The 12,465-nt window shown below is 42.1% G+C and carries 12 protein-coding genes; 3 read left to right on the plus strand and 9 right to left on the minus strand.

What is annotated here, in order from left to right; all coding sequences use genetic code 11:
- Window position 1: 1 nt before the first annotated feature.
- From ACST14_RS06850 to ACST14_RS06880, 7 genes are all read right to left on the minus strand, one after another.
- Window positions 2-772: a hypothetical protein gene (locus ACST14_RS06850; RefSeq protein ID WP_459461926.1), complete on the minus strand. Its 771-nt coding sequence runs from the start codon at window positions 770-772 to the stop codon at window positions 2-4.
- A gap of 19 nt (window positions 773-791) precedes the next feature.
- On the minus strand, window positions 792-1,556 hold the full coding sequence (locus ACST14_RS06855; RefSeq protein WP_459461927.1) for a glycosyltransferase family 2 protein: 765 nt from the start codon (window positions 1,554-1,556) through the stop codon (window positions 792-794).
- Window positions 1,543-2,748 (minus strand): glycosyltransferase, encoded by a 1,206-nt coding sequence (locus tag ACST14_RS06860; protein WP_459461928.1) that lies wholly within the window; start codon window positions 2,746-2,748, stop codon window positions 1,543-1,545. The genes ACST14_RS06855 and ACST14_RS06860 overlap by 14 nt, the downstream gene beginning before the upstream one ends.
- A complete protein-coding gene (gene wecB / locus ACST14_RS06865) occupies window positions 2,748-3,890 on the minus strand; it encodes a non-hydrolyzing UDP-N-acetylglucosamine 2-epimerase (RefSeq protein WP_459461930.1) in 1,143 nt (380 codons plus the stop codon). Before wecB ends, ACST14_RS06860 begins: the two co-directional genes overlap by 1 nt.
- Window positions 3,891-4,029: 139 nt before the next feature.
- Window positions 4,030-5,241 (minus strand): glycosyltransferase family 4 protein, encoded by a 1,212-nt coding sequence (locus tag ACST14_RS06870; protein ID WP_459461932.1) that lies wholly within the window; start codon window positions 5,239-5,241, stop codon window positions 4,030-4,032.
- A complete protein-coding gene (locus ACST14_RS06875) occupies window positions 5,238-6,734 on the minus strand; it encodes a lipopolysaccharide biosynthesis protein (protein WP_459461934.1) in 1,497 nt (498 codons plus the stop codon). Before ACST14_RS06875 ends, ACST14_RS06870 begins: the two co-directional genes overlap by 4 nt.
- 49 nt (window positions 6,735-6,783) lie before the next feature.
- Window positions 6,784-7,878: a glycosyltransferase gene (locus tag ACST14_RS06880; protein ID WP_459461936.1), complete on the minus strand. Its 1,095-nt coding sequence runs from the start codon at window positions 7,876-7,878 to the stop codon at window positions 6,784-6,786.
- A 71-nt stretch (window positions 7,879-7,949) separates the two neighbouring features.
- On the opposite strand from ACST14_RS06880, the gene ACST14_RS06885 reads away from it, so the two are divergent.
- Complete coding sequence (locus tag ACST14_RS06885) at window positions 7,950-8,876, plus strand: NAD-dependent epimerase/dehydratase family protein (RefSeq protein WP_459461938.1); 927 nt, start codon at window positions 7,950-7,952, stop codon at window positions 8,874-8,876.
- Here ACST14_RS06885 and ACST14_RS06890 read toward each other — a convergent pair.
- Together ACST14_RS06890 and ACST14_RS06895 are read right to left on the minus strand one after the other, a co-directional pair.
- Entirely contained in the window at window positions 8,863-9,564 is a 702-nt protein-coding gene (locus ACST14_RS06890) for a class I SAM-dependent methyltransferase (RefSeq protein WP_459461940.1), read from the minus strand. The genes ACST14_RS06885 and ACST14_RS06890 overlap by 14 nt on opposite strands.
- Window positions 9,554-10,666: a hypothetical protein gene (locus ACST14_RS06895; protein ID WP_459461942.1), complete on the minus strand. Its 1,113-nt coding sequence runs from the start codon at window positions 10,664-10,666 to the stop codon at window positions 9,554-9,556. The genes ACST14_RS06890 and ACST14_RS06895 overlap by 11 nt, the downstream gene beginning before the upstream one ends.
- 79 nt (window positions 10,667-10,745) lie before the next feature.
- Between ACST14_RS06895 and ACST14_RS06900 the strand changes: the two genes are divergently transcribed.
- Together ACST14_RS06900 and ispF are read left to right on the plus strand one after the other, a co-directional pair.
- A complete protein-coding gene (locus tag ACST14_RS06900) occupies window positions 10,746-11,987 on the plus strand; it encodes a M16 family metallopeptidase (RefSeq protein ID WP_459461944.1) in 1,242 nt (413 codons plus the stop codon).
- Window positions 11,984-12,463, plus strand: coding sequence for a 2-C-methyl-D-erythritol 2,4-cyclodiphosphate synthase (ispF, locus tag ACST14_RS06905; protein ID WP_459461946.1), 480 nt, complete (start codon window positions 11,984-11,986; stop codon window positions 12,461-12,463). Before ACST14_RS06900 ends, ispF begins: the two co-directional genes overlap by 4 nt.
- Window positions 12,464-12,465 lie beyond the last annotated feature (2 nt).

A 12,465-nucleotide genomic window follows, 5' to 3' on the forward strand; every position in this document is an offset into this window, starting at 1 on the left:
CTTAGAAGAAATAGGTAAATAGGGTGGAAGGAATAAGGGCTTGAGAGGCTATTATTGACTTTGATTTTGGATTTTCTACTGCTCCTAGATTTAGGATTTCCAGATTAATGCCAAAACCAAATTTGCCTCGAGTTATATCAATTTTAGCCTTATAACTTAGGTCGTTTTCTGTAATAAGTGATTGGAAAGGAACACCGATGTAACGTCCATAGAGAGTAACTTCTCGGTAGAGTGGGTCGAAAACCTTAGCTTGAAGTAACACATTTGTTTTGCCCGGGATATATAAGCCTATGCCTGCACTAATTCCGTGCAAAGAATATTTTTCTTCTTCGATATACTCGGCTTTTCCTGAACTAATTTTTCGAGCTATTGATTTACTATAAATACTAAAACTGGGTATCCATCTGATTTTTTGCAATTTAGAAGAGGTATTCCATTGCAAACCTACTTCAGCCTCTCCGCCTCGATAGGTCGAATTCAAGTTTTCAGTAGGGGATAATGGTTGGTTGAAGTTATTTAATGGCGGGTCGATGAATTGATATTTACTTCGATCCACTGGACTGCCCGTGACATTCCCTAAGGTCTTTAAAGCGATAAAAGTACGGTGGTTTTTGTCTGGATTTTGAAAGGAAATTTCTGCGGCTAAATCTACTGTCATTTGATTTTCATGCCAAATGAAGTGAGATGTTCCGACGCTTGAGTTGAAACGAAATTTTTGGCCAAATATTCCACTGGAAACAAACAATAAAAGAAGCGCAATCGAAATTCTCATACAGACAAATATAGCTGATTTACCAATACTTCCCCTGTTTTTTAAAGGCAAAAATCAAACCTCGTCCTATGATTACTAGGTGATTTAATAGATTAGGAAGTAGGCCAAAATGAGATTTTAAAACTTCATACCTTTCCTTCCATGAACGTTGTAGATTTTGAACGGACGCTCCACCCATCAAGTAATGGCAAACAGGAGCCTTCGATTTCAGGATAGTCTGGCTTTTTTTCAGCACCCGAATTTCCCAATCAATATCTGAGCTCAATTTGTAGTGTAGATTAAAAAGCGGGGCAATGCTGCGTTTAGCAATAAAAGCCTGGTGGCAAACCAACATTCCAAAACGGAAATCTTCCCAGGTCAAACCTGCGGGCAAACGATGCGGAGTTACCTCACTTCTCAATCCTAAATTAGCTCCTTCGTTATTGACAAATACGGCTTCACCATATAATACATCTGGATTTTGTGCGAGTTCTTTTAGGATATTTTTCAAAGTCGTAGCCGAAGCAAAGGTGTCACCCGCATTCAAAAAGAGGATATAATCGCCTTTTGCTAATTGTATTCCCTTGTTCATCGCATCATAGATTCCCTTGTCTTTTTCGGAAATGAATTGATTGATTTGTTTTTTATTCGCTTCGATGATCTTCAAAGTCCGATCCTTAGATGCTCCATCCACTACAATGTAGTCAATCTCCGCCGCGCAATCCTGTTCGAAAACACTTTGTAATGTTCTTTCGAGGTAGGCCTCTGCCTGGTAGGTGATCGTGATGATACTAAGCTTTGGCATAGAAGTTTAGGTGTTGCTGAGCAACGGTTTTTTGATCATATAAGTTGACGGCGCGTTCTCTGGAGTTTATTCCTGCTTTTTCGTCGCTTAAACACCAGTTGATTCCTTTTGCTAAATCTGCTGGATCAAACGCCTTTGCCACATAACCCGTTTTCAGGTGTTCAATCATTTCTGGAATTCCTCCTGTCTGAAATCCAACACAGGCCGTGCCACAGGCCATCGCTTCCATAAGGGTATTAGGTAGATTTTCTTCTAAAGAAGGTGTCACAAAAACATCCGCAGCAGCGTAAATATCCCGCATTTTTGATGGATCACTTACTTGACCAAAGCTATGCGATTTCAAGTGCAAATCCTCTGTCATTTCTCCACCCACGATAAGTAATTCTGTCGTTTCAGGATCAATGAATTGTAGCGCCTCTTTTAATAAATGAAATCCCTTCGCTGGGGCATTCACCCGCATGGCTACAAATAAAATATATTTTTTGCTTGGATCTAATCCTAAATCGCTTTTTCCGGGGGAGAAGAATTCCGTGTCAATGGCATTAGGGATTACCTTGATGTCATGATTTCCTAGAATGCTACTTTGTTTTGCTCGGTTTCCTAACCAATCACTACAGGTGATGATGTGTAGATTTTCAGAGGCAAACCCTGTTTTTTTATTTGACCAAAGGCGGTGCGATAAGTCGTTCGCTTCAGGATTTTTTACGAATTTGCAATCACCACAACTTTGTTGAAAATGAGCACAATCTCCACTGTGGTGGCAACCACCCGTAAAGGCCCACATATCGTGAAGTGTCCAAAAAATTGGTTTATTCAATCGAGTAAGGGAAGCAATGTCGTCTACAGATAAAAAGCCAAAATTCACCCAATGCAAATGCACAATATCTGCCTGTTGAATGAGTGGATGTTTCGAGATATCACTCCCAAAAACGCCCGGATTAAACAGGAAGCGGATGGATTTGTCTTTCTCGAAACGTAGAAAAAATAAGCGTTCTGCGATGAACTTTATCCAGGAAATCAGGCCGTTTCCGAATTTAGTGGCATTCGATGAACTCGCTTTTTCTCGAACGATGTAATTTACTTGATGCCCTGCCTTTTCTAAAGCCACCTTCAATCGTCCCGCCGCAATTCCTGCCCCGCCATTGCTGTCGTGGTAGGAGAGTAGGACAATATGTAGTTTTTTAGCCGACATTAAGCGAAGATTTCAGCGAGTTTTGCCGCAATACGTTCTGCCGCTTTCCCATCCCAAAGCGGAGGAATACTTCCTTTCTTCACCTTGCCTGCTAAGATTTCTTTTAGCGCGGCATAGGTTTTCTTAGGATCTAAATCAGATAATAATTGATTCGTACCTAAAGTCACCGTAATCGGTCTTTCTGTCGAATCGCGGAAAGTTAAACAAGGAACCCCTAAATAAGTTGTCTCCTCCTGAATTCCACCGGAATCGGTTAAAATAGCCGTCGCATTAGACATCAATTGTATAAATTCTAAATAGCCCAAAGGCTCCGTCATAATCAAGTTTTTCGCTTGGTCTAATCGTTCCGCTAAACCAAATTTTTCCATGTGCGCCCGCGTTCTCGGGTGAATAGGGAAGATAATTTTTGTGTCTTTACTGCTTAATTCAATTAATTCCAGAATGGATTCAAGACCCTCTTTCGTATCCACGTTCGCTGGGCGGTGCATGGTCATGACTATGTAGTCGCTAGTCGCTAGTTGCCGTTTCGCGTCAGTCGCTAGTCGGGAGTCGCTAGTCGCTAGTCCTAGGTCTTCTAGTATGGTCGTGGTTTTTGCTTTTTCTTGGTAGCGAACAAGTGAATCGATCATCACATTGCCAGCGAAGAAAACACGTTCATCGGCTACCCCTTCGTTTTTCAAATGCTGCATCCCGCTTTCCTCCGTCACGAACAAATAATCTGCTACACTATCCGTTAAAATACGATTCAATTCTTCTGGCATCGTGCGGTCGAAGCTTCGTAATCCGGCTTCTACGTGCGCTACTTTGATTCCCATTTTGATAGCAACTAGGGTACAGGCCAAAGTCGAAGTAACATCCCCCACCACTATAATCAAGTCTGGTTTTTCTGCCTTTACGATTTTTTCGAAGGCCACCATAATCTTGGCCGTCACCTCCGTATGGCTTCCGCCACCTATTCCGAGGAAGAAATCCGGCTTTGGTAATTCTAATTGAGTGAAAAACACATCACTCATCTTCGCGTCAAAATGCTGACCTGTGTGAACTATCATAGATGTCCAGCCAGCTAATTTTTGGATCGCACGATGTAGCGGTGCTACTTTCATGAAATTAGGGCGAGCCCCTACGACTTGAATTACTTTCATTTTTACTTATTTAAAAACTTAAAATTACGAAGAACAAAGAACAAAGTTCAAAGTTCAAAGTAGGAATCCCCTTCGGGGATGAATTCGTGAAATGTTTCCTTCGGACTAAGCGACCAAGTCGCGACTAAGCCGAAGGCGACTAAGTCACGCAGTGGCGACTAGCGCTCGTCGCGCCGCGAAACGCCTCCATATAATTAGATAGCACCGTATGAATATTAATTTCTTTCTCAATAATCTCTCTCGACCTTTGGCCCATCTTCGTAATCATTTCAGGGTTGGAGAATAGCTTTTCGATAACCGCTTGAAGACTGTCTAAAGAACCCGATTCAAAATAATGCCCATTATAACCTTCGCGAACGAGGCGTTTTTCGGTGCCATCTGCTACCGAACATATGACCGGTTTAGAGAAACACATCGCTTCATTGATAGATAAGCCGCCCATTCCGGCGAGTACGTAGATTCCCGATTCGCAGGTGATTTTGCCTAGTTCTTTGGGGTCATAAATACCTCCAAGAAATTTTATAAAATCGTGGCCCGCCGCTTGTGATTTTAAAGATTCAAGCTCCGGCCCGTCACCCACTATGCTTAATTCCGTCTGTGGGAATTTCGCGCGCAAAGCAATCGCCGCCTCAATCAATAAATCTACTTGCTTCCATTTCACTAAACGGCCGATGTGTAATAAGCGAAAAGGGTTAGAACGAACATCTTTCAACTCGTTAGCGGTGGCTAACAGCGCATCTGTATCAGGTGAATTCGCAGTGATAAAAACCTTCTCAGCTGGAACGCCATAGCTTTCGTGCAAGGCGACGGCCTCATCTAAATAATTGATATGGGCGTCTACTAGATTCGAGAAACGCTTTCTTGTTTCGCGTACAATGAAGAATTTCAATCGGGCTAGTAATGACGGGTTTGATTGATGTGCCTGGTTATTTTCCGTTACACCACCTCCCTGTAAGTAGTAGGAAATGGCGTCATCATAATGAGGCACTTGGAAGGGGATTTCTTTGGAAATAATCGCCACCTTATTTCTGCGCAAAAAATTATACCAGCCTGGATAAAAGACAAAAGAGGCCTGGTAGGGCCAGTTGACCATCAAAACGTCCGGCTTTTCTGTCAAAATCAATTCCTTCAACCCGCGGAAAAACTTTTTGCCGTAATAAGTGGTGTATTCCTCTCTGCGAAAGACCTTGAATTCGATGCCTTTGTCCGACGTATAAACTCCAGCGCCCAGGGTTGCCCCTTTTTCTGTGGGTACCACCACGCAAACCTCTACCCCATAATCGCGTTGCAATTTGTTCAGCACCAGGTTATAATAGTGAGGCAGGCCACCGGCCAGTGACATTATCTTCATTTCTTAAACCAATTAACCACTAACTCACTGATGTCAGGGGATAGTTTGAATTTAGTGACGGCGAGGATAAATAAAGCTCCTATCGCCGCACTTCTACTGCCTACATTTAAAAACCAGGCAACTAGAGGGCTTCCTTCAATAACTGGAATTTGGGAAACTACCAGGTAGATCACCCCGCTGACGAGAAGAATCCCTAAGGACCTGAAATCAAATGGTTGCAAGTCTAATTTCCACCAAATAAAGCCAAATTTCAACAAATTATAGCCTGCTAACGCAAGCAAAGATGCTAAAGCAGCCCCATTATACGAATACAGCGGGATTAGAATTAGGTTACCCACCACTAATCCCACCGCTAGAATAATATAAAAAATCAGGTCGTAGCGGTAGTATTTGGAGTTGATTAAAACCTCTGAATTCAAGCCCGTACCCATATCGATGATTTTGCTTATGCCCACCATTAGGACTACCCAGCGGCCTGCTTCATAGATTTCATGGCGAGGGATGATGGTATAGATGAATTCCAAATTACACCAGATCAACAGAAATAAAACGCAGCCGATAAGGAGGAGATTTAAGGAAGATTTTTGGTAAATATCCTGGATATTTTCCCGATCATTTCGATTCCATGCCTGGGCTAAAATAGGTGCCGCAATCGCTGCAATTACATTCCGAGGAATCGATATCATAATCGCCATCCGGGAATTAATATCGAAAATTGCCGTCGTACTCAAGCCTCCCATATAGGCAGGCAGCATCACTTTTTCGATGTGCTGAATGAGGGTAAAACTAGCTCCAGCTAAAATCACCCAGCCACCATAAGAAAGCATTTCCTTGAAAATAGGGGTGCGTAAAAACGAGAAATCCACTCGAGTATAAAAGCGTTTTAACTGCTTAATGTAGGCTAACAAACCAATCACTGCCACTAAATAAGACAAAGTAATCGCTAGAATTAATTGATTAAATGTGAGATACCCCATCGCAAAGGAGATCACTAATACCCCATTGGAAATCCGTAAAAACAATTCGCGGATTATCGCTGGAACCACGATGCGTAAATGCACTCGGGCATAGGCTTCTAGCACACTCATATAGAGGTAGCTCGCCGTAAGTGGGATTATATAGTAAAAATACTGAGGTAAAAGCGGTGAATTCGCGCTATATACATCGAAAAATAGTGGTTTTAAGGCTAAGTAACCCAGTATAAAAAGCAATAATCCAAATAGTGGAGCCACTAATAAAAAGGTAAAAAAGCCTTTGTGCCCATTAGCTGGGTCATCAAAATGCGGGAAAAAGCGCACTGCAATGTGGGGAATTCCTAGCTGTGTAAAGGAGGCAAAAATGAGTGGAATGCTGACTAAGGCGCCAGCAATTAAACCGACCTGCTCCTGGGAAAGGAATTTATTGTAGAGGAAGATGACGTTAAAAGTCCCGATCGCCGTACCTAGATAGGTAACGATAGAGCCCTTTAAACTTTGTCGGATGACGATCCCCATGCCTTATTATTAGAGTAATTTACAAAAATACGATTTTGCGGGGCATTCTTTATACGAGGAGGCTTTTGATTTTCGCTGAGAGTTTTACCACGTCGTACTGTTCTTCCATATGTTTACGTGCCGCTGCACCAAATGCGCGTGTCGCGGAAGGATTCGATGCTAATTTTTTCAATGCGTCCGCCATTCCCTTCACATCATGTTCATCCACTAAAAGCCCTGTAACATCCTCTTTCACAGCCTGTGGAATTCCCGCGTGACGGGTCGAACAAATGGCTAAACCACAAGCGGAGGCTTCTAAAATAGCCACAGGCGTACCTTCCGAATCTCCACTAGGTGTTAAGACGGAATGTTGTATGAATACGTTTGATCCCTGTAAAAAGGGCAAATAATCAGACTGCCCCATCGCGCCTAAAAAAGTAATATTATTAGCGAGTCCGTGAGAGGAAACATAGTTTTTCGCTTCGTCCCATAAAGGGCCATCTCCCACCATTCTCAATTGTGCATCCGGAAATTCCTGTAATAAAATCTCAAAGGCTTGAATACTTTTCAATGAACCTTTTTTCTCCGCAAAACGGGCCACCGAGATGACATTAAATCCATCGAGCGGTTTATCTGGGGTAAATCGCGAAACATCCACTCCACACGGAATGACATGAAGGTTAGGTAAAGGGCCAGCGATGGCTTCTAGATTTGCGCGCATCGATTCGGCGACACAAATGATAGCTTTTGCCCGTGGCAAATAAGTAGCATAGCGTGCGCCATAGGTTTCGAGGGTCTTCTTTTCTGCCGCATCGAAACCGAGGAAAACGACGGAATAGGGAATGCCTAAGTCAGAACAAGCTTCGTATATATTAGCTCCTAATGGGCCGTAATTGGCTAGGAAGGCGTCTATTTTATTTTGCTGCAAGAATCGGCGAAGGAAATGCGTATAGATTTTTTGATAAAGGGCGGGCGCCACTCGCCGTAAAATACCTCTTACCGCCAATATGGAAAATGGGATGGGGTAAATAGATCCACCCGCTTTTAGTCGGCTGGGTTGCCAACCTTCATATAGTACGTGCACGGGTTCTAATTGCTTGATTTGTTCCTCGATGAAGGTCTCAGAATAAGAAAAGAAATTAGATCGGGCGATGATTAAACGCATTCAGGATGGTATTTTTTACGAAAACCGAAATTAGCTAAATTTTTCGGCTATTTTTACACCAAATACGCGTCATGGATAAAAATTTAATTGTTGGAGGAAGTGGTTTTTTAGGCTTGAACTGGCTGGAATATTTGCAGCAGCAAGGCAACGAAAACGAAGTGATTGTTTTCGCTCATGAAAAACCGATAGGCGTAGAATTCCCCTCATTTGTGACATTTGTGGAGGGCGATTATGCAGATGCAAAAGCTTTAGACAATTTATTTACGCAACATCGTTTCGAACGTGTATTTCATTTTGCGTCCTCTATTATTCCAGCGATTTCCTCCGAGAATGTTCGCCAAGACATCGAATCAAATTTGTTGCCTACCATCGGTTTGATGGAGATGATGAAGAAACATCAGGTCGATAAATTAGTGTATCTATCCACAGGGGGTGCGGTATATGGAAATGTGTCCCAAGAAAAAGTGAAGGAGGATTATCCCTGCAAGCCCATCAGTTCCTATGGAATTATTAAGCTGGCGGTCGAGCACTATATCGAATTATACGCGAATTTATACCAGATAGATTATTTGATTTTGCGCCTATCGAATCCGTTCGGTTGGTTTCATCGCTCGCCTAAACAGGGGGTAATTAATATTGCTGTGAGGAAGGCACTAAAGGAAGAGGTGATGACGGTTTGGGGCGATGGCTCACAAGCGAAGGATTATATATATGCCGCTGATATAGGTAAAGCGATCAATGGATTGATAAAGGCAGGAGTGAAAAATGAAACGATTAATGTGGGTTCCGGGGAATCGCTAACCTTGAACGAGATTATCAAGCGTATTCAGGCGAAACTACCAGCATTCCAAGTCGAATATAAAGACGCTAAGCTGACGGATGTACAGAAAATATGTTTAGATACGGCGAAATTAGCGGCGAAAATAAATTGGGAAACTACCCCATTTGATCAAGCTTTAGACGCCACGATCGCCTACGAAAAATCTAGACTTTCTTAGCTACTAAAACGAAAGTGCAGGCGTCTTCGTTTCGGGATTTGGCCGTAATAATTTTGTCAAAAAAGATTATCAAGGGTTGTAAAACCAATGACAGTAAGAAGCGCAAAGGTTTAGGTATTTTAAACAACAGGCCATCCTGAAATAATTGCAATCCCATCGAAGAGCGTCCCAGGATCCCTTCGAAGTAGACCACTTCGAAACCCGCTTCCGTCACAATCTTTTTTAAACCCGTAGAGGTCCAACGCCAAAAATCCGTCGGATCCGGATGGAACATCCAATACCCGTGTGTGGATAAAATTAGTTTTCCTTCTTTTTCTAGAATCCGGTGCGCTTCTTTTAGATAGGCTTTGGGATCTTCCACATGTTCTAAAACTTGTGTAGATAAAACAAATCCCACACTTTCTGCAGGCATATCAATGATGCCTGACGGATCCACTATAACGTCAGCTTTGGTATTATAGGCTAAATCCAATCCAATGTATTGTTCTACAAAGGGTTTGAACAATGGCTCGTAAGGCTTGTTTCCACAACCATAATCCGCTAGTAATTGGTGAGGAGAGTTGCGAACATATAAGGCAATTACCCGCTCTAATTGCTTGCGCAATTGAATTAAATAGTAGTAGCGCGCGGACATGCGGCCGGTGATTTTGGGATACAAACGTTCGATTCCAGCTTCTCTACTTTCCATTATTTAGTCGTTTATATTCGATCAGCGAATTTTTGTATTCAATAAAATTCGCAGATAGATTTAGGTATTTTTTGAATAAAAGGGGCTTTTTTTCTCTATAAGAAATCCGAGCTAGACCTAAATAAGCTAAACCCCGAATGTCTTTAGTTAGACGTTCTTCGAAGGGGAAGCGGATCGCCTTTGTGTACCAAAATTCCGCTTTATGAAGATCTTTTCGTTCAACTTCTTCCCGCATTCCTCGTAAGGCATAGGCCGCGCCGGTATAATAATTCGATTTAAAGGCCTCCATTTTTTCAATGTACGCATCTGCTTCTTCGAACTTTCCGGTTAAAGTTAATAACTCGGCTCTTTGTAAGATATACCACTGGTTATTTGGAAAACCTTCAGCTAATAGTTGATTATAGGCTAAGGCTTTATAGGGGTTACCTTCGTATTTATTCTGAACATAGCCCATGTAAAACAAGGATTCGTTTTTCACAAAAGTCGTTCGTTTAGTACCTGCTTCTAGTTGAGATAAGCCCATTCGTTTATTCCCTTCTAAAAATAAAAACATAAAGGGCTTTAATACGGGATGCAAATCAGGGTAAGCTACGCTATAATAATTGTACATACCGGTAGAAAATAGAAATTCTGGTTGTTTTTCTGTGTTTTGAAGCCCAATTTTTAGAAATCCATAAGCTCTTTTCGCGTAAGTCACCACTTTCATGAAATTATGTTCGTCTGCTTCATAAGCAGCTAAAAATCCAAGGGAAGCGGTACAGAAAAAGGAAGCTTCTAAGTCATTTTCATCCCGGTCATATATATTCTGAGCTAATTCGTAGGCCTTTTCTAGATGGGCTAAATAGTTTTTGCTTTGCGCAGGATGATCTTTTAAAGGAAAGTATTGCTGTTCCCATTGCATGGCTAATAATAAATAAGGGGCAGGATGGCGGGGGTATTTCGCTTTCAGGCTATTGAAAATTGCAGTGGACTCTTTGAAATCATATTGATACAGATTTGTTAGTCCTTCCGTGATTTGAGCTTTAGCTATGGGGTCTTGCAGGATTTGAGCTTGCAAAGTAGTGGAAAGGAAAAGAAAAAGAAGGGCGACCCGAATCATCATACATGTTTACCCTGCAAATTTAGTTAAGCTCTGTGGTTTTTGGGTCTAATTTTTTACTTTTGTTTATAAACCCTTCCACATGATTTCATTCGAAAAATTTACCCTCGCTAACGGACTTCAAGTTATCGTACATGAAGATCCGGCTACAACCATGGCGGTGGTAGATGTAATCTATAATGTGGGGTCTCGGGATGAAGACGAAAATTTGACGGGCTTTGCTCATTTATTTGAGCACCTGATGTTCGGGGGCTCGGAGAATATTCCGTCGTTTGATACTCCTTTACAAAAAGTAGGAGGAGAAAATAATGCTTTTACTACGCCGGATTTAACGAATTATTATATTACTGTTCCTGCCCAAAATATCGAAACAGCCTTCTGGCTCGAATCGGATCGGATGAAGCAATTAGCTTTCAATACTCAAAGTTTAGAAACCCAGCGCAAGGTGGTGATTGAGGAATTCAAACAGCGCTATCTGAATCAGCCTTATGGTGATGTCTGGTTGAAGTTTAGACCCCTGATCTATCAAATGCATCCCTATCGTTGGCCTACCATCGGTGCTGGAATACAGCATATAGAAGAGGCGCAGATGAGTGACGTGAGGGCCTTTTTTGAAAAGCATTATGTGCCATCCAATGCAGTGCTAGTGGTAGCTGGACGGGTGAAATTGGATCAGGTGAAGGCTTTAGCAGAGAAATGGTTTGCTCCCATAGATGCGGGTATTAAACCAAATCGCAAGCTCTCTCAGGAGCCGGAACAAGCAGAGGATCGTCGTATGGAAATCGTGGCTGATGTGCCTGCTAATCGCATTTACAAGGCTTATCCAGTGATAGGCCGATATGAACCAGGGTATTATGCGATTGATTTGATGTCGGATTTATTAGGTCGAGGAGAGTCCTCGTATTTATACGAACATTTAATTCAAAAGCAGCGTATTTTCGATTCCATCGGAACCTACCAGACGAGTTCGAATGATCCGGGTTTATTGATTATTCAAGGCCAGGTGAGTGACGATGTAACGATCGAAGAGGCGGAATTAGCCTTAGAGAAGGTGTTACGTGACTTTGCAGAAACTAAAGTCGCAGATAAAGAATTGCAGATGGTAAAAAATCAGTCAGAAGCTAGCTTGGTTTTTGGGGAAGTAGAAGTATTGAATCGGGCTATGAATTTAGCAATGGCGGCGAATGCAGGGGATGTTAATTTAGTGAATGAGGAACCAGAAAAAATAGCCAAAGTACAGGCTTCAGAATTGGAAAAATGGGCTCAGCGCTTGTTTATTCAAGGAAAATCGAATACCTTACTTTATAAAAAAATAGTAAAATGAAGATTCGGGTAGGTCAAGGTTATGATGTACATCGCTGGGTAGAAGGACGTCCTTGTATTCTAGGCGGAGTAGAAATTCCTTCCGATAAAGGGCCGTTAGGTCATTCGGATGCGGATGTGGTTTGCCATGTTTTATGCGATGCTTTATTAGGAGCTGCGAACATGCGCAATATCGGATATCATTTTTCAGATAAAGATCCCATCTGGAAGGGTGTGGCTTCGACCCTTTTATTAAAAAAGGTAATGGAGATGATTCGTGAGGCGGGTTGGGAATTAGCGAATGCGGATGTGACGGTCATTTTAGATCAGCCTAAATTGAATCCGATTATTCCAGCCATAAAGGAAAATCTAGCTCTTGTCATGGGGGTAGAGGTAGACCAAATATCCGTTAAAGCCACTACTTCAGAAGGATTAGGTTTCGTGGGACGTGCAGAAGGTATTTCTGCCATGGCGGTAGCTTTAATTACAAAAGCATAAAA

Source organism: Aquirufa sp. A-Brett2-15D (assembly GCF_054558735.1).

Bases quoted from the DNA above. Each gene is read 5' to 3' on its own strand.
- ACST14_RS06850 (WP_459461926.1), bottom strand. From the start codon at position 772: ATGAGAATTTCGATTGCGCTTCTTTTATTGTTTGTTTCCAGTGGAATA.
- ACST14_RS06855 (WP_459461927.1), bottom strand. From the start codon at position 1,556: ATGCCAAAGCTTAGTATCATCACGATCACCTACCAGGCAGAGGCCTAC.
- ACST14_RS06860 (WP_459461928.1), bottom strand. From the start codon at position 2,748: ATGTCGGCTAAAAAACTACATATTGTCCTACTCTCCTACCACGACAGC.
- wecB (WP_459461930.1), bottom strand. From the start codon at position 3,890: ATGAAAGTAATTCAAGTCGTAGGGGCTCGCCCTAATTTCATGAAAGTA.
- ACST14_RS06870 (WP_459461932.1), bottom strand. From the start codon at position 5,241: ATGAAGATAATGTCACTGGCCGGTGGCCTGCCTCACTATTATAACCTG.
- ACST14_RS06875 (WP_459461934.1), bottom strand. From the start codon at position 6,734: ATGGGGATCGTCATCCGACAAAGTTTAAAGGGCTCTATCGTTACCTAT.
- ACST14_RS06880 (WP_459461936.1), bottom strand. From the start codon at position 7,878: ATGCGTTTAATCATCGCCCGATCTAATTTCTTTTCTTATTCTGAGACC.
- ACST14_RS06885 (WP_459461938.1), top strand. From the start codon at position 7,950: ATGGATAAAAATTTAATTGTTGGAGGAAGTGGTTTTTTAGGCTTGAAC.
- ACST14_RS06890 (WP_459461940.1), bottom strand. From the start codon at position 9,564: ATGGAAAGTAGAGAAGCTGGAATCGAACGTTTGTATCCCAAAATCACC.
- ACST14_RS06895 (WP_459461942.1), bottom strand. From the start codon at position 10,666: ATGATGATTCGGGTCGCCCTTCTTTTTCTTTTCCTTTCCACTACTTTG.
- ACST14_RS06900 (WP_459461944.1), top strand. From the start codon at position 10,746: ATGATTTCATTCGAAAAATTTACCCTCGCTAACGGACTTCAAGTTATC.
- ispF (WP_459461946.1), top strand. From the start codon at position 11,984: ATGAAGATTCGGGTAGGTCAAGGTTATGATGTACATCGCTGGGTAGAA.